Raw genomic sequence first — 25933 nt, forward strand, 5'->3', positions numbered from 1 at the left:
CCTGTAACACTGCCACGGGCTTCTTCATTCCGAGACACCTGTTCCGATCCGCGAGACGATTTCGTCCCAGTAGCCGGGCATCGTCTCCCAGGGGTCCGCCCGGCCCCAGCGGTCGGTCCGGTCGGTGAAGTAGATCGTGGCGGCGCCCTGCCAGCGGGCGATGCGCAGTGCCTCGTCGAGGTGGCCGAGGGGCACGCCGTGCACGAAGTGGCAGAAGCGGTCGGGCGGGTAGTCGGCGGTCCACTCGGCGACCTGGGACCAGCGGTAGTCGCTCCAGGGCCCGGCGAAGGTCACCAGCTGGTCGGCGTTCTCGGCGTAGCCCGGGTGGGGGTGGGTGCCATGGCCGAGGACGATGTGGGGGTCGTCGCCTATGGTGCGGAGCGCGGCGACCGCGCGGCGGATCTCGGGGAGCGCGGTGCGCTCGGCGGGACAGCGGTCCAGCAGGAAGCCGTCGATGCGGTACCAGTCGTGGAAGTGGCGGGCGTCGGTGAGCAGGTCGCCATGGGGGCGGGCGCCGTAGGTGGTGTCCAGGCGACCGAGGACGCGGACGCCCGCGTTGCGGAGCCGGCCGGCCGCCTCCAGGCAGTGCGGGTCGGGGCGGCTGCCGGGGCCGTTCGCCACGTTGAGGACGACCCAGTGCAAAGGGGTGCCGGGGCGGGTGAGTTCGGCCCACTGGGCGGGGGCGAGGAGCGGGTGGGCGTAGCCGGGGATGCCGACGGCGGTGCGGACGCCGGTGGTCGCGGCGCCCGCCCGGGTGCTGGTCAGATGCGGCACGCCGCCTCCATCCAGATGTCCGCGAGGGACTCTTCGAGGTTGATGCGGGGCCGCCAGCCGAGCCGGTCGCGGGCGCAGCGCACGTCGGCCTGCTGCCAGCTGCCGCAGCCGTCCGGGTACGGGTACGCGACCGGGGCCGCGTGGTCGGGGTCCAGGCGGGGGTGGCCGATGGGGCTGCGCAGCGGGGGGCCGGGCGGGCCGTCGAGTTCGTGCAGGGCGCCGCCGTATCCGGCGACCCGGGCGAGGACGGCGGCGGCGTCACGGAGCCGGACGGCGCGGCCGGAGCCGATGTTGATGACGCCCTGGGCGGCGGAGAGCGAGGCCGCGTGGACGGCGCGGGCGACGTCGCGTACGTCGACGAAGTCGCGCTGGGCGCCGAGGCCGCCGAGTTTGAGTTCGCCGTCGCCGGACTGCATGGCGCGGCGCATGGCCTCGGCCAGGCGGCCGAGCGGTGAGCCGGCCGGGGTGCCAGGACCGGCGGGCGAGAAGACGCGCAGGACGACGGCGTCCAGCCCGGAGCCGAGGACGAGTTCGGTGGCGGCGAGCTTGCTGACGCCGTACGGGCCGCCGGGGCGCGGCACGGCGTCCTCGGCGGTGGAGGAGCCGGGCTGGCTCGGGCCGTACTCGGAGCTGCAGCCGACCTGCACCAGGCGGGCGCCGCAGCCGCTGCGCCGCAGGGCCTCGCAGACGGTGGCGACGGCGACGGTGTTGTGCCGGGTGAGTTCCCGGGCGCCGCCGCGGGTGGCACCTGCGCAGTTCACGATGACGCCCGGGTGGACCGCGTCGAGGAACCGGGTGAGCGCGCCGGGGCTGCCGGTGGCGAGGTCGAAGCGGACGTCGGCGTCGTCGCCACGGCCGAGCGCGGTGAGCTGGACGGCCGGGTCGGCGAGCAGCCGGTCGGCGACGAAGCGGCCGAGGTATCCGTTGGCTCCGATCAGCAGAACCCTCATCGTGCGGCTCCCGGGGTGTGCGCTCCGGCGACTCCGGTGGCTCCGGTGCCTCCGGTGGTTCCGGACGCTCCGGGTCCGGGTCGGGAGGTGGTCATCTGGTGGTCTCCTTCGAGGGGTGGTGCGGTTGCCTCCGGCGGGGTGCCGGGCGCCTGCCGCCGGGACGGCTCGGCGAGGCGTGCGAGGACATCGGCGGCTCTGCTCACTGCGGGTCTCCCGTCGGCGCGTGGGCCGAGGCCCGGGTGAGGGTGCGGGTCGCCCGCAACAGCAGCGCCAGGGCGGCGGCGCCGCAGCCGAGGGCCGGGACGCTGCCCGCGCCCCAGGCGTCGGCCAGGGCGTCGACGGGGGCGGCCAGGAAGGCGCAGCCGGGCAGCCGGCCGGCCAGGACGAGGGCCACGGCCGCCGCTTCCGTGGCGGCCGCGGCGGCGAGGGTGGGGCCCTGCGGGACGTTGTGGACGGCGAGGAGGCGGGCGAGCAGCAGGAGGGCGCCGAGGGCGAGGGCCGCCGGGTAGCCGGCGGGTTCGCCGAGGGCGGCGCCGCACAGGGCGAGCAGGGCGGTGAGGGCGCCGAGAAAGAGGGCGAACGTGCCGAGCAGCAACGGCTGTACGGCGCCGGTGAACTCCTCCAGGCCGCGGCTGCTCGCGAGCCTGCGGCGGGCGCCCGCCGTGAGGAGGTGGGCACTCCAGGCCGCCGGGGCGCAGGCCAGGGTGAGGGCGAGGACGGGGGTCGTGGTCACCGGCCAGGGGCCGTGGGCGGCGCCGGTCGGGAGTCCGTCGGGACCGCCGTGCATGACGGCCCGCAGCAGGCCGTCGCCGAGGAGGGCGTAGGCGAGGAGCCAGCAGGTCCACGCGCGCGTGCCGGTGGCGGTGTGCCGGGCGGGGGTACGGACGGGCAGGGCCAGCGGGCCGCGGCGCAGGGCCGGGCGTACGGCGAGGGCGACGGCGAGCACGCCGACGGCTGCCGCCACGAGGCGCGGGCGGCCCTCGGTGAGCCGTACGCCGGTCACGGCCGCCGCGCACACGGTGCCCGGGAGGAGCGTGAGCAGTGCCCAGTCGGCGCGCACGCGGGGCGCGGGCACCGGTTCGGGGGGCGGGCGCCGGTCGCCGTCGCGGGGCACGCGCGCGTAGAGCTCTTCGGCGAGCGAGAAGACGTCACGGTGCCGGAAGCGGGCGGCGGTGCGGTCGGTGACACCGTGCACTTCGAGGCCGGCCGCGATCTCCAGGGGGTCCACGGCCCGCTCGCAGAGCTCACGGTGACGGTGCATCAGCGTCTTCACCGGGTCGGCGGCGGCGCCCCGGCGGGGGGTGGATCCGCGGCTGCCGGCGGTGTCCTCGGCCGCGGCCCGGCTCCCCGGAGAGTCCCCGCCGGGCGCCGGCGACCCGCCCCCGGGGAAGGCGTCCACCGAGCCGGGCTGGTCCGCCCCCAGGAGCCATTCCTCCGACCTCGTGTCCCAGGCGTCGGCCGCGCCGGGCCGCCCGGGCCGGTCCAGCTCCCCCGGACCGGCGTTCACCGCGCCGCCTTCCTCGCCGTTCACAGCGCCCCCTCGGTGGCCGCGAGCGGGGTGGCCCGTACCGGGGCGGGCCGCAGCGCGGCGCCCAGGGCCCGGCCGGGCCCGGCGCGATGCGCGACGCGGGCCGTGGGCCCGGTCCAGCGGCCGGGCACATGGACCTCGGCCGGGACGGCGAACGGCAGGGGCTCGCCCGCCTGGTCGAGGACGATCCGGCGCACCGGGCAGTGCGAGACGATCTCCAGGTAAATGCCGTGAAATGCCGCGATGTTCTGCTCGACGGTGAACAGTTCGAGCGCGCGGGCGCGCGCGGCGGCTCCGAGGCGCTCACGGCGCTCGGAGTCGCGCAGCAGCGTCACGCACGCCTCAGCGAGCGCCCGCGGATTGCGCGGGGGTACGACGAGCCCGGTGCCGCCGATGACCTCCACCACGGCGCCGACGTCCGTGGAGACGGTCGCCCGGCCGCAGAACATCGCCTCGACGAGTCCCACCGGGAAGCCCTCGACGACGCTGGAGAGAACGACGACCGCGCCGGACGCGTAGGCGTCGGCGAGGGTCGGTGCCTCCGGGCCGCCTATCTCCTCGAAGGAGACCGGGTTGTCGCCGACGGCGTGCACCCCTTCGGCCTCGTCGGGGAAGAGCTGTGCGGCGAGCGCCCTGCAGTGCCCCAGATAGGCCTCGCCCTCCGGCCCCGCCGGGACGCCCACGACCCGCAGTCGCGTCTTGGGCTCCTCCTTGCGGACCTCGGCGAAGGCGTGCAGCAACGACACCAGATCCTTGGCCGGTTCGATACGGCCGACCCAGACGAGGGTGTCCGGGTCGGCGCGGTCCGGGGCCTCGCCCACCTCGGTGAAGCGGGCGGCCTCCATGCCGGGGTGCACGGTCCGGATACGGGCGCGGTCGGCGCCGCAGCGCTCCTGCCAGCGGCGGGTGTGCGCGTTGCCCGGGGTGATGATCGCGGCGCGGCGGTAGACCTCGGCGGCGAGCCGGCCGTGGAAGGCCGCGAGCAGCGCGCGTACGGCGGGGGCGGCCACGTCGGGGCCCGAGGCGAGGTAGTGCGAGCGCAGTCGCATGCCGTACTCGGTGACCAGCAGCGGCACGCCGGAGAAGTGTCCGGCGAGCAGGCCGGCCAGAGCGGCGGGGCCGCCGGCGGTGGCGTGGCAGAGATCGGCCGCGCCGAGGCCGTCGTCGCCGTACCAGTCCAGGGAGAGGGGGCGCAGGGCGCGTTCGAGGTGGGCGGCGACGGCGAGCAGGTCGGGCACGCGTGCCTCGCGTGCCGTACCGAGTGCGCCGGGCGCGCGGCAGGCGCGCTCCAGTGCGCGTACGGCGGTGTCGGAGCGGAGCGCGCCGACCAGTCCGCCCTCGTCGCGGGCGAGTTCGGCGAGTCCGTGGAGCGCGCTGCCGAAACGGTCCGCCAGAGAACCGGGCCCGGCACCAAAGCCGCCCGCGGCACCTGAGCCCGCCGCGCCGGTCGAGCCGTGCGAGTCCTCCGTGCCGTTCGGTCCCGGGCCGGCACACAGCACCCCCGCGAGCTCGCCGTAGCTCTCCGCGAAGCGCCGGCGCGCGCGCCGTCCGTACCTGGCCCCGTCCTCCTCGGCGGTCCACAGGGGAGCTGTCCGTACCCGGCTGACGTGCGGCGGCAGCGGCAGCCAGCCCTCGTCCTCCTGACGCCGGGTGCGGCTGAGCGCGTAGAGGTCGAACTCGTGCCGCCCGAGCCCGCGCACGAGCCGGTCGCACCAGAGCCTGGCATCACCGCTCACATACGGATAGCCACCCTCCGTAACCAGTCCGATGCGCACGTGTGCACCCCCGATCGATCTCCCGTATGGGGAGCCACCGTGGCTCGGCGGCTCGCAGCGGGACGAACGTATGCGGACAAGGCGGTGGCGCGATGGACGGTTGTCCATCGCGCCACCAAAAGGGGTGAACGGTCGTAACTTTCCCGTGCGGGTCGCGTTCGGTCGCGCTAAGCAGCCCAACGGAGCCGGAACGTCACGCCCGGATCCGTGTCCAGATCTGTGGAAACGTCACGCCGACGCCAGTTCCCGGCGCGCCGCCCGCCGCCGGGCCGCGACCTCCGGGTCGAGGGCGGGCACGGCGGCCAGGAGCTGCCTGGTGTACGGGTCCTGCGGGTTGTCGTAGACCTCGTCGGCGGGCCCGGTCTCGACGATCCGGCCGCGGCGCATGACCGCGACCCGGTCGCTGACCTGCCGCACGACGGCGAGATCGTGGGCGACGAAGACGAGCGCGAGCCCGAGTTCGCGCTGGAGTTCACCGAGCAGGGCCACGACCTGGGCCTGGGTGGTGACGTCCAGCGCGGAGACCGGCTCGTCGCAGACGATGACACGTGGGTCGGCCGCGAGCGCCCGCGCGATGCCCACGCGCTGGCGCTGGCCGCCGCTGAACTCGTGCGGATAGCGCTGATAGTGCGCCCCTTCGAGCCCCACACGCTCCAGCAGTTCTGTCACGCGCCCCCGGATGCGCCCCTCGTCGTGTTCGCCCCGCGCCCGCAGCGGGTCGGCGATCGACTCTCCGACGCTGCGCCGCGGGTTGAGGGAGGACACCGGGTCCTGGAAGACCATCTGGACGGCCGGGTTCACACCCACGCGCGCGTGGCCGTCGTAACGGACCTCCCCCGCCGTCGGCTCCAGCAGTCCGACCAGCATCCGGCCGAGGGTGGTCTTGCCGCTGCCGCTCTCGCCGACGACGCCGAGGGTCTCGCCCCGGTGCACGGTCAGCGACACGTCGTCGACGGCCGCGAACGCCCGCTTGCCGCGCCCGAACTCGCGCCGCAGGCCGGACGCCTCCAGGACGACCCCCTCGGACGCCTGTGAGGGCACGCGCGCCGCGTCCACGCGCGGGACGGCGGAGAGCAGTTCCCGGGTGTACGGCTGCGTGGGCGCGCCGAGCACGCCGGCGACCGGGCCCTGTTCGACCACGCGCCCGTGCCGCATGACGAGCACCCGGTCGACGCTCTCGGCGGCGACGCCCACGTCGTGGGTGACGAGCAGCAGGCCCATGCCGGTCTCCTCGCGCAGCGTGTGCAGCAGGTCGAGGATCTGGGCCTGGACGGTCACGTCGAGGGCGGTGGTGGGCTCGTCGGCGATCAGCAGCTCGGGTTCGCAGGCGAGCGCCATGGCGATCAGCGCGCGCTGGCGCATGCCGCCGCTGAACTCGTGCGGGCGGGACCGGGACCGGGACCGCGCGTCCGGGATGCCGACCCGGTCGAGCACCTCCACGGCACGCGCGCGTGCGGCCCGTCGTGACGCGCGTGTGTGCACGCGGTACACCTCGGCGATCTGGTCGCCGATCGCGTAGTACGGGTCGAGGGACGACAGCGGGTCCTGGAAGACCATCGCCGCCTTCGCGCCGCGCAGCTTCCGCAGTTCGGCGTCGGAGGCGTCCTGTACGTCGGTGCCGGCGACCTCGATCGAACCGCCGAGCCGCGCTCCCGTGCCGTGGTGCAGGCCCAGCAGGGCCGAGGCGACCGTGGACTTGCCGGAACCGGACTCGCCGACCAGGGCGAGGGCGGCGCCGCGCTCCAGGGTGAACGACAGCCCGTCCACGGCCCGCAGGTCGCCGAACTCGACGGTCAGATCAGTGACTTGGACGAGACTCACGTCAGTACCACCCGTCGGTCGGCCACCGCGTACAGCACGTCCGCGACGGCGTTGGCGAGGACCACGAAGAAGCCGACGACGAGGACCACGCCGACGACGACGGGCAGGTCGACCACGCTGACGGCGTGCACGAGTTCCTGGCCGAGGCCGGGCAGTCCGAACAGCGTCTCGGTGAGCACGGCACCGCCGACGGCCGAGCCGAAGTTGTTGGCGTTCAGCGCGATGACCGGCGCGAGCGCCCCGCGCAGGGCGTGCCGCCCGACGATCGACCGCTCGCCGACGCCGTACGCGCGGAAGGTGCGGATGTGGTCCTCGGCCAGGGTCTCCAGCATCGACGAGCGGGTCATCCGGGCGAACGCGGCGGATTCGATGAGGGCGAGGGAGAACCAGGGCAGCAGCAGGTTCCACGCCCACTGTTCGGGGTCGTCGGTGAACTTCACGTACTGCGGGAAGGGCAGCAGCTGCAGTTCGCCGCAGACGACGATCATCAGGACCAGGCCGATGACGAAGACCGGCGTGGCCCAGCCCGCCAGCGTGAGGCCGGTCAGCACCCGCTCGGTGAGCCGGCCGCGCCGCCAGACGGAGAGCACGCCGGTGCCGACGCCCAGGACCAGCCACAGCACCATCGCTCCGGTCACCAGCGAGAGGCTGACCGGAAGCCTGGTCAGGATGATGCTCAGGACCTGCTGGTCGGTCTGGTAGGAGAGGCCGAGGCAGGGCGCGGAGCAGTGCTCCACGGAGGTGCCGGTGGAGTAGTCCTGGCCGACGACCAGGCCCTGCAGGAAGTGCCAGTAGCGCACGTACAGGGGGTCGTCGAGGTGCAGTTGCTGGGCCACCTGGTGAACCTGCTCCGGGGAGCAGCGCGGGCCGCAGGTGATCTGGGCGACGTTGCCCGGGGTGACGTAGAAGACGACGTAGACGATCACCGAGATGGCGAGCAGGGTCGCCAGGGTGCCTATGGTGCGGCGGAGCAGGAAGCCGCCGAAGCCGTTCACGCGGATTCCTCCTTCGCCGTCGTCACGGCCTCGCGCCCGCGCCCGCGCCCGCGACCGGTGCCGACGCCGAGCCGGGAGGCGGCGCGCGGGTCCAGGGCGGTGCGGACGCCGTCGCCGAGGACGGCCAGCGCGAGGACGGTCACGAACAGCGCGCCGGCCGGCAGGAGCAGGTACTGCGGGGCCGCCTGGTACCAGACGTCGGCGGCGGTGAGCATCTGGCCCCAGGAGGGCGTCGGCGGCTTCACGCCGACGCCGAGGAAGGACAGGGCCGCCTCGACGCTGATGTTGACCGGGATGAGGATCGAGGCGTACGTGATGACCGGCGCGGCCAGGCCGGGCAGCAGCTCGCGGCGGGCGATGCGCCAGGCACCCCAGCCGCTGAGCCGCGCGGCGGCGACGTAGTCGAGCCCCTTCAGGGTGAGGGTCTGGGCGCGCACGATCTTCGCGATGCTGCCCCAGGAGATGAGCCCGATGACGAGGGTGACCAGGACGGGCCGGGGGAAGCTCTGCGGCACGATCGCGAGCAGCGCCAGCGACATGATCATCAGGGGCAGTGCGACGAAGATGTCCGTGATCCGGCTCAACAGTTGATCAATCCATCGGCCGCCGAGCGCGGCCGCCACCCCGACGACCAGCCCGACGAAGACCTGGATCACGGTCGCCGAGAACGCGACGCCCAGGGAGACCCGGGCCCCGTACACCAGCCGCGCGAACAGATCACGCCCTGTCTGCGGCTCCACGCCCAGCCAGTGGTGGCCGGAGATGCCGCCGAGGGAGCCGGTCGGCACGCCGCCGCGCGCGGAGTCGATGAGGGAGGGGTGGTAGGTGGTCGGGTCCTGGCCCTCCAGCGCGGTGAGCAGCGGCGCGGCGAGCGCGACCAGGACGAGCAGCGCGACGATCCCCGCCGCGACCGTGGCGGCCCGCTGCGTACGCAGCCGCCGCCAGAACTGACGAGCCCCCGAAGCCCCCGAGGCGAGCGCCTCGGGGGCCTGGGTGGCGACAAGTGCCTCGCTCACGGCGCTACTTCACCGCGACCTGGGAGATGTCCAGGACACCGGTCCAGTCGCTGATCACGACGTTCTTGATGTCCTTGCCGACGAGCCGCTTGTAGACCGGGTGGAACAGCGGCACGGTCAGCGCCTGCGCGCCGATCTTCTTGTCCAGTGCACCCCAGCGCTGGGCGGCCGCGTCAAGGTCGGTCAACTTGTTGATCGCGTCAATCTCGGCATTGACCGAAGCATCGTTGAGCTGGGAGGCGTTGAAGTTCGCGCCGTCCTTGACGATCTGCCGGCCGTCGAAGATCGGGGCGAGGAAGGGACCGCCGGAGGGCCAGTCGGCACCCCACGCGGCGAGGAAGAAGCCCGGCTCGGTCTTCACGCTGTGGACCGTGTCGGAGTAGTTGTTGTCCTCCAGGCCCTGGAGCTTGACCGTGATACCGGCCTTCTTGAGGGCGTCCTGGATCGCGGTCGCGATCTCGGGGCTCGTCTTGAAGTTGTCGGCGTTGTCGTGGGTCAGCGTGACGGTGAGCCCGTTCGGGTAACCGGCTTCCTTCAGCAGCTCCTTGGCCTTGGCCGCGTTGCCGGTGTCACCGGCCGGGAAGAGGTCGTACGGGGTGTAGCCGAAAGACTTCTGGTTGGGCAGGAAGGTGGTCGCGGGCTCGGCGAGGGCACTGCCGCCCGCCGCGTTGACCACGGACGACCGGTCGACGGCGTACGAGATCGCCTGCCGCACCTTGGGGTTGTCGAACGGCTTGACCTTCGGATTGAACGCTATGTAGTTCGTGTAGCCGAAGTGGCCGGTGCCGACGCGCGCGGCGAGTTCCTTGTCGCCGGTCACCTTGGCGAGTTCGGCCGGGCCGAGGTTGGTGTCCGTCGTCACGGCGGCCGCGTCCGTCCCCTGGGACGCCGACAGCCGCTGGTTGATCACGGACGAGTCGAGCCCGGACTGCACGTCGATCGTGTCCGGGTACGCCTTGCGCTGGTCGTCGACGGCCGCGGACCAGTACTTGTTCCGCTCCAGGACCAGGTGCTCACCGTCGTTCTCGTTCTTCACGACCTTGTAGGGGCCGGACGAGACCGGGTGCTCCTCGTACTTGGTGCCGGTGTCCTTGGCCTGCGGGACGGGCGTGAACTGCGTCTGCGTGGCCAGGAACGGGAACTCGCCCTCGGGCTTGTTCAGGTGGAAGACGATGGTGCGGTCGTCCGGCGTCTCGATCGCCGACAGCCCCTTCTTGTCCTTGTACGGCCCCTGGTAGTCGGCGGCGCCGACCAGCCAGTCCCGCAGGTAGGGGGCGCCGCCGGAGAGCTCGGGGGCGAAGGAGCGCTCGATGCCGTACTTGATGTCGGCGGACGTGATCGCGGTGCCGTCCTCGTACTTGAGGCCCTTCTTCAGGGTGTACGTCCACACGGTCGCGTTCTTGCTGGGGCGCCCGGTGTCGGTGGCCAGGTCGGGGACGACCTTGGTGCCGGCGGCGCCGTCCGCGCGGTTGCGGGTGGTGAGCGTGCGGAAGACCAGGGAGGGCACGTTGCCGCCGCCGGAGGTGTACAGGCGGGCCGGGTCGAAGTCCGTCTGGGGGTCGGAGTTCAGGACGGTGAGCGTGCCGCCCTTGTGCGGCGTGGAGTCGCCACTGGAGCCGTTGGCATCGTTGTCCTTCGGCCCGCAGGCGGCGGCGCCCGCTGCCACGACCAGGGCAAGCGAAACGTACGCCGCGCGGGCGCTGGTTACGGACGGGTGACGCATCGGAATGACGACCTCTCGGAAGGCGAGTCTCGATTGGTGAGACAGATTGACGAGGAGTGAGACGAAAGTGAACACACGTCTGCCCCGGCGTCAGGTCGTCGAAAGAGCCGTGACCCAGGTCACGGCAACAGAAGGAGATCGCGACGCGAACGCCTGAGGGCGGGCGTCAGCGACAGTCGATGTCGGCCACGCAGAGCGCGGTCACGCCGATGAGCGCCAGCTCGATGGCGGCGCGCGCGGAGGCGTGAAGGGACGACATGCCCAGAAATATGTACGAACTTTCTGCGCATGTCAACGTGATGTATGAGCCACCTGTCAACTCTTGGGGTATGGCCAGGGATTGGGCAGACAGTGGATTCCGTCATGGTCGAGGAACTTCGTCTGCTGCTGCATGACCGGCGCCAGCTCGCCGTCCTTCTCGCAGGTCACATGGCCGTAGCCGAGTCGGTGGCCGACCTCGTGGTTGATCAGCATCTGCCGGTAGGCGTGGATCTTGTCGCCGTACGTCTTGCTGCCCTGGGCCCACCTGTACGCGTTGATCATGACGCGTTCCGTGGAGGCCGAGTCGCAGGACACGTTGTCCTCGGTCGTGTCGAGGCCGGACTTGGCGCACCACTTGGCGGTGGTGCCGGGGCTGGCGAGCGTGATCACGAAGTCGGGCTTGCCCGAGGAGACGCGCTCGAAGGTGCGGGCGCCGTCGTGGGCCCAGCTGCGGTCGTCGTTGAGTGTCTTCTGCACGGCCTCGGCGAACAGTTTCCCGTCCAGCCCGAGCCCCTGCTCCACGTCGACGCGGTAGGTGTACTTCCGTCCCTTGCCCGGCGCCTTCGCGCTCCCGGGCACGGTGGTGAACTTCCCGGACCCGGCCAGCTTGGCGCTGAGCGGGTACTTCTCGCCCATCGCCTGCTCGTACGAGAGCGTCGCCACGCTCGGCGAGGCGGAGACGGACGGCGTCGTACGGCTGTTTCCGCGCGAGGCGGCGCCGTCGGTGGCCCGTGTACCGCCCGCGGCCGACTGCGACCGTACGGCGCTGCCGTCGCGGCCGTCGACGACCTGCCCGGCGACGATCACCGCGAGCACGGTGGTGACGGCGGCGGCCGCGATCCCGGTGAAGGCACGGCCCTTGCCGCCCTTGGGCTGGGCGGCCGGTTCACCGGTGGGCGGCGCGTCGTCATCGCCGTCGTCCGTCCCGGACGGGAGCGGTGAGGCGTGCGGGCCGGAGAAGGGCGGATACGTTTCCGCACGCTGGGCGCCGATGCCGGGGCGGGGCGCGAAGACGTCGACGTCCTCGTCGAAGGCGTCGACGTAGTCCTGCCGGGGCCCACCGGGCCCGCTCCGCCGCTGCCGCGGTATCGACACCCCGGCAGCACCAGCAGCACCGGCCACCCCTGCAACACCGGCCTGCCCGCCCAACTCTCCCCAGCCACCGCCCGCTTCACGCTGCTGGGGGTGACCACCACGGACCCGGGGGACGCCGTGGGCCGGGGTCCCGTCGGGGAGGCGGTGGACGCCGTGGGCCGGGGTCCCGTCCGAGTAGCGAGGCACGCCATTCGCCGGCGTGCCGTCGGCGATCCGCGGCACTCCTCGCACAGGCGTGCCGTCGGGTATTCGCGGGACGCCCTGGGCAGGCGTACCGTCCGCGAACCGGGGCGGCCCGCCCGAGGGTGTCCCGTCGGCCGGATGTGGCACCGTCGTGCCCGCGGGCCCGCGCTCCCCGCCTCCTGGGCCCTGTTTCCGGGCCGCACGCACGTCCGCTATGTCCGCGTCGTCACCTTTGGGTGCCGGGCCGCGGCGGCTGTGGCGTCCCACTCGCCCCTCAGCTCCCCGCGCCCGGCGCGACCGGTCGGCCGCCGATGGTCCCGGCAGCCGGTCCGCCGGCCAACTCGTCGGCAGACGCGAGAAGTTCACGGAACGCCCCGGCCACCGCCTCCGGGTACTCCATCATCGCCACGTGCCCGGCGTCCGGCATGGACAGCAGCCGGGAGTGGCGGAAGCTGCGCGCGGCCTTCTGGGCCATGCGGTAGCTGACGAGCTGGTCGCGGCCGCCGTAGATCAGCAGGGTGGGGGCGAGGACGCGCTCGGCCTGGCGCCAGAGCCCGTGCTGGCCGCCCAGCGTGTAGGCGTTGACGATCCCGCGCGCGGACCGCGCCATCGCGTCCCAGAAGTACGGCAGCCGCAGCCGCCGCTCCAGCTCCGCCACCGCGTGCTCGAACGCCTCGGGCGTCACCCGGCCGGGATCGCCGTAGCAGAGGGCCAGGACGCCCCGTACCCGCTGTTCGGCGGTCCACTTGCCGGTCGTGCGGGTGAGGAGCCCGGCGACGCCGGGGAGGCCGAGGATGACCGTCGGCACGGCCGTGCGCTGGACGCGCAGCTCGGGCAGGGCCGGAGAGACGAGCGTGAGGGTGCGGACGAGGTCCGGGCGGACGGCGGCGACGCGGGTGGCGACCGCACCGCCGAGGGAGTTGCCGAAGAGGTGGACGGGGCCGCGGCCGACCGCGTCGAGATAGCGGATGACCGCGCGCGCGTGCCCGGTGACGGAGTAGTCCCCGTCGTCCGGCGGCGGCGAGTCGCCGAAGCCCGGCAGGTCGACCGCCTCGCCGTCCACGACGCCTTCGAGCCGCTCCATCAGGTCCGACCAGTTCTGCGAGGAGCCGCCGAGCCCGTGGATGTACAGCGCGGGCGGCAGGCCCGCGCGCGCGGGCGGCCGCGAACGGACGGTGAGGGTGACGCCGGGCAGTCCCACCGACCGCAGCCGCTCGCCCTCCGCGACTCTGACTGCCTCCGCCCCGGAGAGCACGCTGGTGGGCGGCACGGAGGGCAGCTCGGTCGAAGACATGGGCCAATGTTACGAGACGATCACACTGTGATTCATGTGTTCGCCGTCACAGGACCAGCCGGGCGAGCCGCGTACGAACCGCGCACCGGCCGGAGTGACCGGCCACCGGCCGTCCGGAACGAACGGTCCCGGATGGCATAGCGCCCGCATCCGGTGTCTCCTACGCTCGTACACAGGGCACCCGTTTGTGGCCCCCTGCTTCCGCAGGGATGTTCGAAGGAAGGGAGCCCACCATGGCCCATGACCCCACCGACCCCGACGTGCTCGACGATCTGGAGGCGGAGGACGCCCCGGAGATCGGTGTCGAGGCTCCCGAGGGCGACTCAGCCGAGCAGCACACGGACGTCACACCGTCCCACGACGACCCGCTCACCGGTGACCCGGGCCGCGCGAACGAGGCCGATCTCATCGAACAGGCACGTGTGGTCTCCCTCGACGAGGAGGACTACCGCTGACCGGAACCGGCCTCCGGCGGGCCCACCTGGCCCGTCCGCATTTCCCGGTGCGGCTTTCGCCGTCGTCCGGTACGTGAAATTCTGCGCTCGCACCGCGCACAGCACGGTTACCGAAAAGTACGATGGCCGCGCGGAGCGATCCGCATGTGGACGACTTTGGGAGGCGCGGCGTGACAGCCATCGAGCAGACAGAGGCGGCACGCCCGCGGGGCACTCGCCTGCCGCGCCGTGCCCGACGGAACCAGTTGCTGGGCGCCGCCCAGGAAGTGTTCGTCGCACAGGGGTACCACGCGGCCGCGATGGACGACATCGCCGAGCGTGCCGGCGTCAGCAAGCCGGTCCTCTACCAGCACTTCCCGGGCAAGCTCGACCTCTACCTGGCCCTGCTGGACCAGCACTGCGAAGCGCTGATCCAGGCGGTGCGCGGCGCGCTCGCGTCGACGACCGACAACAAGCAGCGGGTCCGGGCGACCATGGACGCGTACTTCGCGTACGTCGAGGACGACGGCGGGGCCTTCCGCCTGGTCTTCGAGTCCGACCTGACGAACGAGCCCGCGGTGCGCGAGCGCGTCGACAAGGTCACCACCCAGTGCGCCGAGGCGATCTGCGAGGTCATCGCCGAGGACACCGGTCTGCCGAGCGCCGAGTCGATGCTGCTGGCCTCGGGCCTCGGCGGACTCGCCCAGGTGGTGGCGCGGTCCTGGCTGCACAGCGACCGCAGCGTCCCGCGCGACCAGGCGGTACAGCTGCTGACCTCGCTGGCATGGCGGGGCATCGCCGGCTTCCCGCTGCACGGGATCGACTCCCACCACTGACGGACCCGCGCGGCATTCCCGTTCGCTGTTCGCTCCTGGCGTGCACGCCCGCAGCGTGTACGTCCCCTCACCGGGCTAATGTGTGCAGCGTACGGCGCGGAAGGTCGCGCACTTAACTGACCGTCGGAGGGACATAGCCGTGGAGGTCAAGATCGGCGTGCAGCACGCGCCCCGCGAGATCGTGCTGGAGAGCGGTCTGAACGCCGAGGAGGTCGAGCGTCTCGTCGCCGACGCGCTGGCCGGCAAGTCGCAGGTGCTGTCCCTGGAGGACGAGCGCGGCCGCAAGGTCCTGGTCCCGACGGACCGGCTGGCGTACATCGAGCTCGGTGAGCCGACCGTGCGCAAGGTCGGCTTCAGCGCGGTCTGACCACAGCAGCGCGGAGGGGCCGGGTGGACGTGTGTCCGCCCGGCCCCTCCGCGTGTCGGCCCTCCACATGTGGCCCACAAGTCGTCCACAGGGGAGGATTGCATTCCGCAGGTCACGGGTAGGACGGGCTACGACCGTGAAGCGCCGGCCAGCCGTGGGAGGGACCCCTCGTGATGCTCCTGGAAGTCCTAGGATCCGCCCTGCTCGGCCTGGCCTTGTCGTGGGCCGCGACCAGCCGCCTGTCCCACCGGCTCCCGGCCCGCCCCCTGGTGTTCTCCACGGGTGTCGCGGGAGCCCTCTTCGGCGACTTCGTCACCCACAGCGCACTCGGCCCCGGCGCGGTCCTGGTCACTCTCCTGGGCGCGGCGATCGTCTCGGCGGCGTCCCTGTCGCTGCTGCTCCGCCCGGCGGGCCGCCGACTCCGCCGACGATCGATCCCGGCGTAGCCCGTCGAGCACGCCGCACTCCTCGAACGCCCCGGACTCTTCAACGCCCCGAACCGAGGCGCGCCCCGAAGGGGCGCGGGGCTGTGTCGATGTGCGGCTCCGCCGCGTGGGCGCGACCAGCCCCCACCGGCCGGAAGGCCGCGCAACCCCCGCAGCCACCCCCCTCAGAGCGCTACGCCGCCAACCCCAGCGCAGCCATCCGCTTGGTGTGCGCCTCCGTGATCCGCGAGAACATCCGCCCCACCTCGGCGAGATCGAACCCGTCGGCCACGCCCCCGACCAACATGGTCGACAGCGCGTCCCGGTCGGCCACCACCCGCTGCGACTGCGACAGCGCCTCACCCATCAACCGCCGCGCCCACAAAGCCAGTCGGCCGCCCACCCGGGGGTCGGCGTCGATGGCCGCCCGGACCTTCTCCACCGCGAACCCGGCATGCCCGGTGTCGTCGAGGACGGCCAGCACCAGCTCGCGCGTGTCGGAGTCGAGGCGGGCCGCGACCTCCCGGTAGAAGTCACTGGCGATCGAGTCGCCGACGTACGCCTTGACCAGACCCTCCAGCCAGTCCGACGGCGCCGTCTGCCGGTGGAAGCCGTCAAGGGCCGCGACGAACGGCTCCATCGCCTGCGTCGCGTCCTCGCCGATCTCCGCCAGCCGGTCGCGCAGCCGCTCGAAGTGGTGGAACTCGGCCGACGCCATCTTCGCCAGCTCGGCCTTGTCCGCCAGCGAGGGCGCCAGCTTGGCGTCCTCCGCGAGCCGCTCGAACGCCGCGAGCTCGCCGTACGCGAGCGCGCCGAGCAGGTCCACGACCGCGGCACGGTAGTGCGGGTCGGCAGCCGCCGTCGCCCAGTCCTGGGCGGCGACACCGGTCGGTTCGGCGGAAGCGGTCTCAGGCTTGTCAGAGCTCGTCATGAAGCGCACAATAGCCCGCCCGCCGCGCCGGGGAAGCCCTGGGGAACCCCCGGGGAAGTCCCGTAAGGCCACCGGAAGTCTTCGCGAACCCCCTGGTCAACCACTGTGACTACCACGACGTGACCAAATCGGCCATCGCATGTGCACGATTCCGGGGTATGGTGGTAATGCGCCTGCTGGTACGCCGTCGATTTTCGACGTACCTCGACAGGCCGCACGTATGAGGATGCCCGGTCGGTGGCCCGATCGGCTCCGACCTGACAGCCCTCCCGGTTCGTACGGCACTGTGCGTACGACGACCGGAGGGACACACCCTCAGCGGTACGAGCGCTAGAGCGTCGGCAGAGGTCCCGTGCAGTACGGCGTGCCCCCCACGGCCCGCACGTAAGGCAGCCGACGTCCCCCGGCACGGTCCGTCAAAGACCCCCGCGCTCGCCTCGCGCCGCGCCACACAGAAGAGGCAGCACCCTGACTACGACGTTTCGTGAACTCGGAATCCTTCCCGAGACCGCCGAGGCCCTGGAAGCCGTCGGCATCATCAACCCCTTCCCCATCCAGGAGATGACACTCCCGGTCGCCCTGTCCGGCACCGACGTCATCGGCCAGGCCAAGACCGGCACCGGCAAGACCCTCGGCTTCGGTCTGCCGCTCCTGGAGCGCGTCACCGTCCCCGCCGACGTGGAGGCCGGCCGCGCCGCCCCCGAGGCCCTCACCGAGGCCCCCCAGGCGCTCGTCGTCGTCCCCACGCGCGAGCTCTGCACCCAGGTCACCAACGACCTGCTGACGGCCGGCAAGGTCCGTAACGTACGCGTTCTCGCCATCTACGGCGGCCGCGCCTACGAGCCGCAGGTCGAGGCCCTGAAGAAGGGCGTCGACGTGGTCGTCGGCACCCCGGGCCGCCTGCTCGACCTCGCGGGCCAGAAGAAGCTCAACCTCAAGCACATCAAGTCGCTCGTCCTCGACGAGGCCGACGAGATGCTCGACCTGGGCTTCCTGCCCGACGTCGAGAAGATCATCGCCATGCTTCCGGCCAAGCGCCAGACCATGCTGTTCTCGGCGACCATGCCGGGCGCGGTCATCGGCCTGGCGCGCCGGTACATGAGCCAGCCCACCCACATCCGCGCCACCGCGCCGGACGACGAGGGCGCGACCGTCGCGAACATCGCGCAGTTCGTCTACCGCGCGCACTCCATGGACAAGCCGGAGATGATCGCGCGCATACTGCAGGCCGACGGCCGCGGGCTCGCGATGGTCTTCTGCCGCACCAAGCGCACCGCCGCCGACATCGCCGAGCAGCTGGAGCGCCGCGGCTTCGCCTCCGGCGCCGTCCACGGCGACCTCGGCCAGGGCGCGCGCGAGCAGGCGCTGCGCGCGTTCCGCAACGGCAAGGTGGACGTCCTCGTCTGCACCGACGTCGCCGCGCGCGGCATCGACGTCGAGGGCGTGACCCACGTCATCAACTACCAGTCCCCCGAGGACGAGAAGACGTACCTGCACCGGGTCGGCCGTACCGGCCGCGCCGGCGCCTCGGGTACGGCGATCACCTTCGTCGACTGGGACGACATCCCGCGCTGGCAGCTCATCAACAAGGCGCTGGACCTGAAGTTCCCCGACCCGGTGGAGACGTACTCGACCTCCCCGCACTTCTTCGAGGACCTCAAGATCCCCGCGGGCACCAAGGGTGTCCTGCCGCGCTCGGAGCGCACCCGCGCCGGGCTGGAGGCCGAGGAGCTGGAGGACCTGGGCGAGACCGGCGGCCGCGGTAGCCGTGGTCGCGGTGGCCGGGGCGGCCGCCCTGAGCCCCGCGCCGAGGCCCGTGCCGAGGAGCGCGAGCGTCCGGCCCGCACCCCGCGCCGCCGCCGTCGCACACGTGGCGGTACGGCCCTGGAGCAGGCATCCGGTACGGCGTCCACGGCGCCGGCCGCCGAGTCCGCGCCGCCCGTCTCCGCCGACGACGCCCTCGCGGCGTCGGAGCCGACGGCCACCCGGACCCCGCGCCGCCGTCGCCGTACGCGCAACGGTGCGCCGCAGGAGCCGGTGGCGGCCGCCGCTCCGGTGACCGTGACGCCCGAGGCCGTCGTCGAGACGGTCGAGGCCGTGGTCGAACCGGCCGCGGCCGAGCAGCCGCGCCGCCGTCGCACCCGCAGGTCCGCGGAGACCGCGCCGGTTGCGGAGGCGACGACGCCGGTGACCGAGGCTCCGGAGGCCGAGGAGGCGCCGACAGCCCCCGTACGCCGCCGCACCCGCAAGACGGCCGAGGCTCCGGAGGCAGCCGCCGCACCCGCGGCGGCCGTCGAGGCGGTCGAAACGGTGGCCGAGCCGAAGCCGCGCCGCACGCGGAAGACGGCAGCAGCCGCCGAAGCCGCGGTGGACACCGCCGAAGCCGTCGAGGCCAAGCCCCGCCGCACCCGCAAGACGGCCGCAGCCGCCGACACGGAGACGACCGAGGCAGCCACCGAGGCCACGCCGCGCCGGACCCGCAAGACGGCCGCAGCCGCCGAGACCGCGGTGGACACCGCCGAGACCGTCGAGGCCAAGCCCCGCCGCACCCGCAAGGCGACCGCACCCGCGGCAGCCGTCGAGGCGGTCGAAACGGTGGCCGAGCCGAAGCCGCGCCGCACGCGGAAGACGGCAGCAGCCGCCGAAGCCGCGGTGGACACCGCCGAGACCGTCGAGGCCAAGCCCCGCCGCACCCGCAAGACGGCCGCAGCCGCCGAGACCGCGGTGGACACCGTCGAAGCCGTCGAGGCCAAGCCCCGCCGCACCCGCAAGGCGACCGCACCCGCCGCCGACACGGAGACGACCGAGGCAGTCGCCGAGGCGAAGCCCCGCCGGACCCGGAAGACGGCCGCGGCCGCCCCGGAGAAGACCGCCGAGGCCGAAGCCGAGGCCGCGCCCAAGCCGCGCCGGACCCGGAAGACGGCTGCCACTGCCGAGGCCGCCGTCGACACCGCCGAAGGCACCGAGGCCAAGCCCCGCCGCACCCGCAGGACGACGGCAGCCGCCGTCACCGCGGAGATCCCGGCGCAGGCCACTGAGGAGCCGGCGGCCAAGCCGAGGCGACGCACCACCCGCAAGGCCACCGAGGCACCGGAGACCGCCGGATCCGCCGAGGCGGCCGACGCGGAGGCGAAGCCGAAGGTCCGCCGGACCCGGAAGGCCACCGCCGCGGCTCCCGAGGCCTGAGCCCGTCACGCGACGGCCCGGACCACCCCGTGTGGTCCGGGCCGTCGGCGTTTCCGCATCACCCGCCCCACCCGCCCCCCCTTCACCCCACCCCAACCCCACGCGACCTCACGCGCCGCGGGTCGCCACCCGCTCCGCGGCGCTCGGCGCGCATCGGCGCCGGGATGCACCCACCGGCTCCCGGTCGGTCACCCCGCTCCGGATACCCTCTCCCCCATGAGCAGGCCTCGTACCTTCGTCCCGCCCGCCGGTGCCCGTGCGTATGCGCTCGCCACCGACCGGGGTGAGTTCGCCGTCGTCGACGCGCCCGTGGCCGCCGGGGTCGAGCCGAGGGGGGTCGCGCTGTTGCTGCCCGGGTTCACCGGGAGCAAGGAGGACTTCAACCTGCTGCACGAGGCACTGGGCCGGCGCGGTTACCGGACGGTCGCCGTGGACGGGCGCGGGCAGTTCGAGTCGGACGGGCCTGTGGACGACGAATCGGCTTACGCCCAGGAGGAGTTGGCGCGGGACGTGCTCGCGCAGGCGGCGACGGTCGGCGCGGGCCGGCCGGTGCATCTGCTGGGGCACTCCCTCGGCGGTCAGATCGCGCGTGCCGCCGTGCTCCTCGACCGCGCACCGTTCCGCTCGCTGACCCTGATGGCCTCGGGCCCGGCGCAGATCTCCTCCTCCCAGCAGCAGCGCGTGAAGCTGCTGCGGGACGCGCTCGCCGTGATGTCGATGGCCGAGGTGTGGGACGCCATGCAGGCCATGGAGGCACCGGAGGAGCTGGAGGAACCGGACGCCCCGGCGGAGGGCCTGGAGGACGGCGAGGATCTGCGGCGCCGCTGGCTGGGCAACAAGCCTGCCCAACTCATCGCCACCGGCCGCCAGTTGTGCACCGAGCCGGACCGCGTCGCGGAACTCGCCGCCGTACCGCTGCCGTTCCACGTCCTGTCGGGCGCCCGGGACGACACCTGGCCGGTGCCGCTGCTGGACGACATGGCGCTGCGGCTGCGCGCACACCGGACGGTCGTCGCGGGGGCGGAGCACTCGCCCAACACCGACCGGCCGGCCGCCACCGCCGAGGCGACAGCCGCCTTCTGGGACAGCACCGGCCCCGCGGACCAGAACCAGGGCTAGTGGACCAGAACCAGGGCTAGTACTGCGTCTGGAGGTGTTCCCAGAAGCCGTCCCGCAGGGCACGGCGCAGGTCGGCCTGGCCGCGCAGGGAGTACTGGAGCATCCCCTCGGCCTCGACGAGGAGGTCCTGGTCGACGGAACCCGGCAGGTAGGGGTGGCCGGGCAGGAGTTCGACGAGCGCCTCGCGCCCCCGCGAGGACAGCCACTTCGCGGCGATCTGCGCACCGACGAACCGGACGTCCTCGCGGGTGGGTCTGGTGGTGCCGGCCTCGTAGGCGGGGGCGGTGCGCCGGGAGACGTACGGCTTGAAGAATTCGAGGTCGAGGGTGCGCTGGCTGTCGACCTCCCAGAGCAGCGGCTCGGCCTGGTTGCGGCCCTCGGGAGCCTCGATGCCCCACAGGTGGACGCGGGCGCCGTACCCCTGGGCGGCCTCGACCGCGGAGACCAGGTCCTCGTCGCCGCCGAGCAGGGCCGCGTCGCTGATGGCGCGGTGCCGGGCGAGTGACTCCAGGTCGGTGCGGATCAGGGAGTCGACGCCCTTCTGCTGGTTGTTGGCGTTGAGGTTGCCGAGGCGGACCTTCACGTCGGGCAGTTCGGCGATGGTCTGCTGCTCGGCGGTGTGGATGCGGCGGCGGGCACCGTCGTACCAGTAGACGCGCAGCAGCCGGCTGTCGGCGAAGATCTGGCGTGCCTTGTCGATGAGCGCCTCGATCAGCCCTTCGGCGTCGAGGTCGAAGGCGCGACGGTCCTCCGTCCCGGCGACGAGCCGGCCCGTGGCCGCGTAGAGGTAACCCGCGTCGACGAAGATCGCGTGGGTCGAGGGCGTCTTCGCCACTTCGGCGAGCATGCGGGTGAGCAGCTCGTTCGTGCGGTCGATACGGGCCCGGAGGGCGGCGAGGTCGTCGTTCATCGCCTCCATTGTCCCGGCGGTCACGCTGCGAACACAACCGGTCCCGGTCAGTCTCCTTGAGACTTGTACCGGTCGGTAATTAGACGTTCGAAAAATTTCTTTAGCGTAGGGAATGTTTGTAACACGCAAGCCGTTGACTCCTACGGAACAGGACGACGAAGGGAGAGGCCATGCGCTTCGAAATCATGCGACTCGACGAGGTCGACGGCACCACCGTGGACAGCACTGTCGTGGACGCCGCCTCCGTCAGCAGGATCGTGCAGCAGGCCGCCGCCGTGGGGCAGCGCCTGTGGATCCGACCGGCCGAGACCCAGGCTTCGTAACGAGGCTTCGCAACGAGGCTTCGCAACGAGGCTTCACCGCACGACGACGCGATACGACAGACGAGCAGCAGCCACACCGACGACACGCGGAACACCGCACAGTCTTCAGAGCCCCCGTACGGCACCGACGCCGTGCGGGGGTTCTGCGTTCGGAGCCCTGTGGACCCGCGCCCCCTACCCGCCCTTGATCACCTGGGTGACGCCGTTGATGATCTGCTGCACGGCGATCGCGGAGAGCATCATGCCCGCGAGCCGCGTCACCAGGACCACGCCGCCGTCCTTGATGACCCGGATGATCAGCAGCGAGTAGCGCATCACCAGCCACAGCACGACATGGATGGCGAGGATCGCGGTCCACACGGACACCTGCATGGCCACGCTGTCGGCCTTCTGCACGGCGAGGATGACCGACACGATCGCACCGGGACCGGCCAGCAGCGGCATGCCCAGCGGCACCAGCGCCACGTTGACGTCCTTGGTCTGCTTCGGCTCGTCGTTCTTGCCGGTGAGCAGGTCCAGGGCGATGAGCAGGAGCAGCAGCCCGCCCGCGATCATCAGCGCGGGCACGGAGACGTGCAGGTAGTCCAGGATCTGGTGCCCCAGCAGTCCGAAGACCGTGATCACGCCGCCGGCCACGCACACGGCCTGGAAGGCCATCCGCTTCTGCACCTTGCCGGGCCGGCCGGCGGTGAGGGCGAGGAAGATCGGGGTGATCCCGGGGGGATCCATGATGACGAACAGGGTCAGGAAGAGGGAGCCGAAGACGGCGAGATCGAACATGGTGGTGCCACAGGCCTTGCGGGAGTGAGGGACTTGGACGGGCGAGGGCCGAGCCTCAGAGTCCGCCGGTTCCCGGGACGGGAAACGCACCGGTCGCCCGGCGCGTGATCTCGCCGTACACCTCGGGGTCGGTGGTGTACTCGCCCAGCGTCACGGTCTTGCGGCTGCCGTGGTAGTCGGACGACCCCGTGACCAGCAGCCCCAGGTCCCCGGCGAGCCCCCGCAGCCGGGTGCGCGTGTCCTCGTCGTGGTCCATGTGGTCGACCTCGATGCCGTCGAGGCCGGCCGCGGCCATCTCGGCGATCGCCGACTCGGGCACCGTACGCCCGCGCTTGGCGGCCGCGGGGTGCGCGAACACGCACACTCCGCCGGCCCCCTTGACCAGCCGGATCGCCTCGAAGGGGTCGGTCTCGTGCTTCTCCACGAAGGCCCGGCCGCCGTCGGCCAGCCACTCCTGCGTGAAGGCGTCGCTCACGGTCGGTACGACGCCGAGCTCGACCAGCGCGGAGGCGACATGCGGCCGCCCGACCGAGCCGTCCCCGGCGATCCGCTTGACCTGCTCCCAGGTGACCGGCACCCCCAGCGCGTTCAGCTTGGCGATCATGCCCTGGGCGCGCGGCACCCGGTCGTCCCGGACCAGCTCGCGCTCGGCGAGCAGACCGGGCTCCTCGGGGTCGAAGAGGTAGGCCAGCATGTGCATGGAGACGCCGTCGATCCGGCACGACAGCTCGGCGCCGGTGACCAGGGTGAGTCCCTCGGGCAGCGCGGCAATCGCCTCGGCGTACCCACGGGTGCTGTCGTGATCGGTCAGCGCGACGACGTCAAGACCGGCAGCGGCGGCGTTGCGCACCAGCTCGGCCGGGGTGTCCGTACCGTCGGACGCGGTGGAGTGGCAGTGCAGATCGATGCGCACGACACAGACTCCAACGGGACGGAACGGAAGGGAACGCGTCAAGGATAGCCGCCGACAGAGGGTGTCCTGTCACACCCAAAAGCAGGCGGCGCCCCATACAGCCAACGCACAGGACAACACGCCCCCTTTGGGGGCGCGGGGCTGTATCGATATGCGGCTCCGCCGCGTGGGCGCGACAAGCCATGACGGCGCCGCAGCCGCCCACGCACGGCACCCCCCTACGGCTCCAGCAACCGCGGCGACAACGCCCCGCAGGGCACCAGGTCCAGCTCCGCCCCCGCGTCCCGCAGGTCGGTCAGCACCAACTCGTCGTACATCAGCAGCCCCGTCTGCTCGGGCCACACCACGATCCAGAGCCACAGCCCCCGCGCCTCGCCCAGGAAGACGGCCCTGTCGTCCGGCGCACCGGAGACATGCCAGAGCGGCGCCGGCCGCCCCGCCGCCAGCACCTTCGCCTGCGGCGGCTTCTCCACGTTCATCAACGGCCCGGGGTCCGGCCCGTCGATCCCCGCGTACCGGGCTCCGAGGCCGACACCCAGCTCCTCGGCGATCAGGATCATCTCCCCTATGCCGCCGAGCGGCGCGGGTCCGGAGCAGGCGACGGCGGTCGCGCGCCCGCCACTGCGGTCGTCACCGGCGCACGCGACACCCGTGAACAGCCAGCCGACCGGCAACGGCCAGGGCATCCACACCGGAACCTGGGTGCGGTGCACCACCACACCGAGGGCCTCGACGCTGGGCGGGATCACGGGCTGTACCGGATGCACAGTCCCGTGCACATCGCACTGCCAGGTGTCGGCGAAGAGTCCGGGAGCCCTGACCCGGCCACCACACTTCGGGCAACTGGGTTCGCCCCTCATAGGGCCCCACGGTCCTACCCGGAATCGTCCACGTCAAGGACGATCACCCGTCCGGGCGGACCCGTTCACCGAGGGGGACTAGATGCATCTTGCATTAATTAGCTGCCCTAACTTACTATGTGCATATACCAACTAAATCCGTCTGAGCGGAGGAAGCGCATGGACGACCCATTCGACGCGGGAGCGGGCAGCATCCTGCGACAGCCGAAGGCCGTGTGGGCGACCGCCGGCGCGTCCGTCGTCGCCTTCATGGGCATCGGACTCGTCGACCCGATCCTGCCCTCCATAGCCAAGGGCCTGGACGCCACGGCCGGCCAGGTCTCCCTGCTCTTCACCTCGTACTTCCTGATCACCGCCGTGGCGATGCTGTTCACCGGCTTCGCCTCCAGCCGCATCGGCGGCCGCCGGACACTGCTGCTCGGCCTCGCGTTCGTCGTGGTCTTCGCCGGACTCGCCGGCACCTCGGACACGGTCGGCCAGCTGGTCGGCTTCCGGGCCGGCTGGGGCCTCGGCAACGCCCTCTTCGTCTCCACCGCCCTCGCCGTCATCGTCGGCGCGGCGGCCGGCGGCAGCGCCGCCGCGATCCTGCTCTACGAGTCCGCGCTCGGCCTCGGCATGGCGTGCGGCCCGCTGCTGGGCGCGGTACTCGGCAACATCAGCTGGCGCTACCCGTTCTTCGGCACCGCCACCCTGATGGCGATCGGCTTCCTGTGCATCACGGCGTTCCTGAAGGAGCAGCCGAAGCCGGCCCGCAAGACCTCGGTCCTGGACCCCGTCCGGGCGCTGGGCCACGGCGGCCTCGCCTCCGCGGCCGCCTCCGCCTTCTTCTACAACTACACGTTCTTCACCGTGCTGGCCTTCACCCCGTTCGTGCTGAACATGACCCCGTACCGATCGGGCGCCGTGTTCTTCGCCTGGGGCGTACTGCTCGCGCTCTTCTCGGTGGTGGTCGCCCCGCGCATGCAGCGGCGGTTCGGCTCCCTGAAGGTGCTCGGCGGCTCGCTCGTCCTGCTCGCCGCCGACGTCCTCGTCCTCGGCTACGGCGACCACACCACCGCCGTCGTCTGCACGATCCTGTCCGGCGCGTTCATCGGCGTGAACAACACCGTCTACACCGAACTGGCCCTCGGAGTGTCGGACGCGCCGCGCCCGGTGGCGAGCGCGGGCTACAACTTCGTCCGCTGGTTCGCCGCGGCGGCGGCTCCCTACTTCGCGCCGAAGATCGAGGAGTGGAGCGACATCCACATCCCGTTCGTGGTGGCGGCGGTCACCGCGGTCCTGGGCGCGGTCGTGGTGCTCGTACGACGCAACGCCCTCACTCACGACGCCGAGCAGCTGGAACCTCGGCACGCCACCGAGGACGGCGTCACGGTCTTTGCCAACTGACTCTCCCCGAGCGGTGCTTGGTGAGCTTGCTCACCCCGCCCGTTCGGT

General features: G+C 72.4%; 24 protein-coding genes. 8 read left to right on the plus strand and 16 right to left on the minus strand.

Features of this window, described 5'->3' with window-relative positions:
- Positions 1–24: 24 nt before the first annotated feature.
- The 11 genes from SSP29_RS03255 to SSP29_RS03300 all read right to left on the minus strand — a co-directional run bounded on the left by SSP29_RS03255 (position 25) and on the right by SSP29_RS03300 (position 13415).
- Positions 25–774, minus strand: coding sequence for a spherulation-specific family 4 protein (locus tag SSP29_RS03255; RefSeq protein ID WP_089098905.1), 750 nt, complete (start codon positions 772–774; stop codon positions 25–27).
- Positions 762–1724: an NAD-dependent epimerase/dehydratase family protein gene (locus SSP29_RS03260; RefSeq protein WP_089098906.1), complete on the minus strand. Its 963-nt coding sequence runs from the start codon at positions 1722–1724 to the stop codon at positions 762–764. Before SSP29_RS03260 ends, SSP29_RS03255 begins: the two co-directional genes overlap by 13 nt.
- 199 nt (positions 1725–1923) lie before the next feature.
- Entirely contained in the window at positions 1924–3255 is a 1332-nt protein-coding gene (locus SSP29_RS03265; protein ID WP_150133466.1) for a hypothetical protein, read from the minus strand.
- Positions 3252–4988, minus strand: coding sequence for a glycosyltransferase (locus SSP29_RS03270; protein ID WP_245883003.1), 1737 nt, complete (start codon positions 4986–4988; stop codon positions 3252–3254). Before SSP29_RS03270 ends, SSP29_RS03265 begins: the two co-directional genes overlap by 4 nt.
- Positions 4989–5255: 267 nt before the next feature.
- The gene (locus SSP29_RS03275) at positions 5256–6848 is read right to left on the minus strand and encodes a dipeptide ABC transporter ATP-binding protein (protein ID WP_089098908.1); all 1593 of its coding nucleotides are present in this window, start codon (positions 6846–6848) and stop codon (positions 5256–5258) included.
- The gene (locus SSP29_RS03280) at positions 6845–7843 is read right to left on the minus strand and encodes an ABC transporter permease (RefSeq protein WP_089098909.1); all 999 of its coding nucleotides are present in this window, start codon (positions 7841–7843) and stop codon (positions 6845–6847) included. The genes SSP29_RS03275 and SSP29_RS03280 overlap by 4 nt, the downstream gene beginning before the upstream one ends.
- Positions 7840–8859 carry an ABC transporter permease gene (locus SSP29_RS03285; RefSeq protein ID WP_089098910.1) on the minus strand — a complete coding sequence of 340 codons (1020 nt, stop codon included), beginning with the start codon at positions 8857–8859 and terminating at the stop codon, positions 7840–7842. Before SSP29_RS03285 ends, SSP29_RS03280 begins: the two co-directional genes overlap by 4 nt.
- A gap of 4 nt (positions 8860–8863) precedes the next feature.
- Complete coding sequence (locus tag SSP29_RS03290; protein WP_089098911.1) at positions 8864–10582, minus strand: ABC transporter substrate-binding protein; 1719 nt, start codon at positions 10580–10582, stop codon at positions 8864–8866.
- Between the two features lie 166 nt (positions 10583–10748).
- Positions 10749–10841, minus strand: coding sequence for an Ms4533A family Cys-rich leader peptide (locus SSP29_RS61130; RefSeq protein WP_309500592.1), 93 nt, complete (start codon positions 10839–10841; stop codon positions 10749–10751).
- 56 nt (positions 10842–10897) lie between these two features.
- Positions 10898–12388 (minus strand): DUF3152 domain-containing protein, encoded by a 1491-nt coding sequence (locus SSP29_RS03295; protein WP_089098912.1) that lies wholly within the window; start codon positions 12386–12388, stop codon positions 10898–10900.
- Positions 12389–12395: 7 nt separating this feature from the next.
- Complete coding sequence (locus SSP29_RS03300) at positions 12396–13415, minus strand: alpha/beta fold hydrolase (RefSeq protein ID WP_089098913.1); 1020 nt, start codon at positions 13413–13415, stop codon at positions 12396–12398.
- A 233-nt stretch (positions 13416–13648) separates the two neighbouring features.
- Between SSP29_RS03300 and SSP29_RS03305 the strand changes: the two genes are divergently transcribed.
- From SSP29_RS03305 to SSP29_RS03320, 4 genes are all read left to right on the plus strand, one after another.
- Entirely contained in the window at positions 13649–13870 is a 222-nt protein-coding gene (locus tag SSP29_RS03305) for an Rv3202a family protein (RefSeq protein WP_089098914.1), read from the plus strand.
- 170 nt (positions 13871–14040) lie between these two features.
- Positions 14041–14685 (plus strand): TetR/AcrR family transcriptional regulator, encoded by a 645-nt coding sequence (locus tag SSP29_RS03310; RefSeq protein ID WP_089098915.1) that lies wholly within the window; start codon positions 14041–14043, stop codon positions 14683–14685.
- Between the two features lie 139 nt (positions 14686–14824).
- Positions 14825–15052, plus strand: coding sequence for a DUF3107 domain-containing protein (locus tag SSP29_RS03315; protein ID WP_046730492.1), 228 nt, complete (start codon positions 14825–14827; stop codon positions 15050–15052).
- Positions 15053–15225: 173 nt separating this feature from the next.
- Positions 15226–15498 (plus strand): hypothetical protein, encoded by a 273-nt coding sequence (locus SSP29_RS03320; protein ID WP_089098916.1) that lies wholly within the window; start codon positions 15226–15228, stop codon positions 15496–15498.
- A gap of 172 nt (positions 15499–15670) precedes the next feature.
- Here SSP29_RS03320 and SSP29_RS03325 read toward each other — a convergent pair whose 3' ends face one another.
- Positions 15671–16408, minus strand: coding sequence for a ferritin-like fold-containing protein (locus SSP29_RS03325; RefSeq protein ID WP_089098917.1), 738 nt, complete (start codon positions 16406–16408; stop codon positions 15671–15673).
- A 561-nt stretch (positions 16409–16969) separates the two neighbouring features.
- On the opposite strand from SSP29_RS03325, the gene SSP29_RS03335 reads away from it, so the two are divergent.
- Both SSP29_RS03335 and SSP29_RS03340 read left to right on the plus strand, forming a co-directional pair.
- Positions 16970–19594: a DEAD/DEAH box helicase gene (locus tag SSP29_RS03335; RefSeq protein WP_089098919.1), complete on the plus strand. Its 2625-nt coding sequence runs from the start codon at positions 16970–16972 to the stop codon at positions 19592–19594.
- Positions 19595–19810: 216 nt separating this feature from the next.
- Positions 19811–20713 carry an alpha/beta fold hydrolase gene (locus SSP29_RS03340; protein WP_089098920.1) on the plus strand — a complete coding sequence of 301 codons (903 nt, stop codon included), beginning with the start codon at positions 19811–19813 and terminating at the stop codon, positions 20711–20713.
- 16 nt (positions 20714–20729) lie between these two features.
- Here SSP29_RS03340 and SSP29_RS03345 read toward each other — a convergent pair whose 3' ends face one another.
- Positions 20730–21632, minus strand: a complete 903-nt coding sequence (locus SSP29_RS03345) for an NYN domain-containing protein (RefSeq protein WP_089099786.1) — start codon at positions 21630–21632, stop codon at positions 20730–20732.
- 161 nt (positions 21633–21793) lie between these two features.
- On the opposite strand from SSP29_RS03345, the gene SSP29_RS54900 reads away from it, so the two are divergent.
- Complete coding sequence (locus tag SSP29_RS54900; protein ID WP_089098921.1) at positions 21794–21946, plus strand: DUF8834 family protein; 153 nt, start codon at positions 21794–21796, stop codon at positions 21944–21946.
- Between the two features lie 174 nt (positions 21947–22120).
- Here the strand turns inward: SSP29_RS54900 and SSP29_RS03355 are convergent, their stop codons facing one another.
- The 3 genes from SSP29_RS03355 to SSP29_RS03365 form a co-directional block, all read right to left on the minus strand.
- On the minus strand, positions 22121–22726 hold the full coding sequence (locus SSP29_RS03355) for a MarC family protein (protein WP_089098922.1): 606 nt from the start codon (positions 22724–22726) through the stop codon (positions 22121–22123).
- A 55-nt stretch (positions 22727–22781) separates the two neighbouring features.
- On the minus strand, positions 22782–23639 hold the full coding sequence (locus SSP29_RS03360; protein ID WP_089098923.1) for a PHP domain-containing protein: 858 nt from the start codon (positions 23637–23639) through the stop codon (positions 22782–22784).
- A gap of 218 nt (positions 23640–23857) precedes the next feature.
- Positions 23858–24499, minus strand: coding sequence for a DUF6758 family protein (locus tag SSP29_RS03365; protein ID WP_089098924.1), 642 nt, complete (start codon positions 24497–24499; stop codon positions 23858–23860).
- Between the two features lie 159 nt (positions 24500–24658).
- Here SSP29_RS03365 and SSP29_RS03370 point away from each other — a divergent pair, with 159 nt between their 5' ends.
- Positions 24659–25885: an MFS transporter gene (locus SSP29_RS03370; protein WP_089098925.1), complete on the plus strand. Its 1227-nt coding sequence runs from the start codon at positions 24659–24661 to the stop codon at positions 25883–25885.
- The last annotated feature ends 48 nt before the right edge of the window (positions 25886–25933 follow it).

The organism is Streptomyces hyaluromycini, assembly GCF_002217755.1.
Lineage (GTDB): Bacteria > Actinomycetota > Actinomycetes > Streptomycetales > Streptomycetaceae > Streptomyces > Streptomyces hyaluromycini.

What these genes read in the sequence shown, in the direction of transcription:
- SSP29_RS03260 (WP_089098906.1), bottom strand. Translation starts at nt 1,724, where the DNA reads ATGAGGGTTCTGCTGATCGGAGCCAACGGATACCTCGGCCGCTTCGTC.
- SSP29_RS03290 (WP_089098911.1), bottom strand. Translation starts at nt 10,582, where the DNA reads ATGCGTCACCCGTCCGTAACCAGCGCCCGCGCGGCGTACGTTTCGCTT.
- SSP29_RS61130 (WP_309500592.1), bottom strand. Translation starts at nt 10,841, where the DNA reads ATGTCGTCCCTTCACGCCTCCGCGCGCGCCGCCATCGAGCTGGCGCTC.
- SSP29_RS03300 (WP_089098913.1), bottom strand. Translation starts at nt 13,415, where the DNA reads ATGTCTTCGACCGAGCTGCCCTCCGTGCCGCCCACCAGCGTGCTCTCC.
- SSP29_RS03305 (WP_089098914.1), top strand. Translation starts at nt 13,649, where the DNA reads ATGGCCCATGACCCCACCGACCCCGACGTGCTCGACGATCTGGAGGCG.
- SSP29_RS03320 (WP_089098916.1), top strand. Translation starts at nt 15,226, where the DNA reads ATGCTCCTGGAAGTCCTAGGATCCGCCCTGCTCGGCCTGGCCTTGTCG.
- SSP29_RS03325 (WP_089098917.1), bottom strand. Translation starts at nt 16,408, where the DNA reads ATGACGAGCTCTGACAAGCCTGAGACCGCTTCCGCCGAACCGACCGGT.
- SSP29_RS03335 (WP_089098919.1), top strand. Translation starts at nt 16,970, where the DNA reads ATGACACTCCCGGTCGCCCTGTCCGGCACCGACGTCATCGGCCAGGCC.
- SSP29_RS03340 (WP_089098920.1), top strand. Translation starts at nt 19,811, where the DNA reads ATGAGCAGGCCTCGTACCTTCGTCCCGCCCGCCGGTGCCCGTGCGTAT.
- SSP29_RS03345 (WP_089099786.1), bottom strand. Translation starts at nt 21,632, where the DNA reads ATGGAGGCGATGAACGACGACCTCGCCGCCCTCCGGGCCCGTATCGAC.
- SSP29_RS54900 (WP_089098921.1), top strand. Translation starts at nt 21,794, where the DNA reads ATGCGCTTCGAAATCATGCGACTCGACGAGGTCGACGGCACCACCGTG.
- SSP29_RS03355 (WP_089098922.1), bottom strand. Translation starts at nt 22,726, where the DNA reads ATGTTCGATCTCGCCGTCTTCGGCTCCCTCTTCCTGACCCTGTTCGTC.
- SSP29_RS03365 (WP_089098924.1), bottom strand. Translation starts at nt 24,499, where the DNA reads ATGAGGGGCGAACCCAGTTGCCCGAAGTGTGGTGGCCGGGTCAGGGCT.
- SSP29_RS03370 (WP_089098925.1), top strand. Translation starts at nt 24,659, where the DNA reads ATGGACGACCCATTCGACGCGGGAGCGGGCAGCATCCTGCGACAGCCG.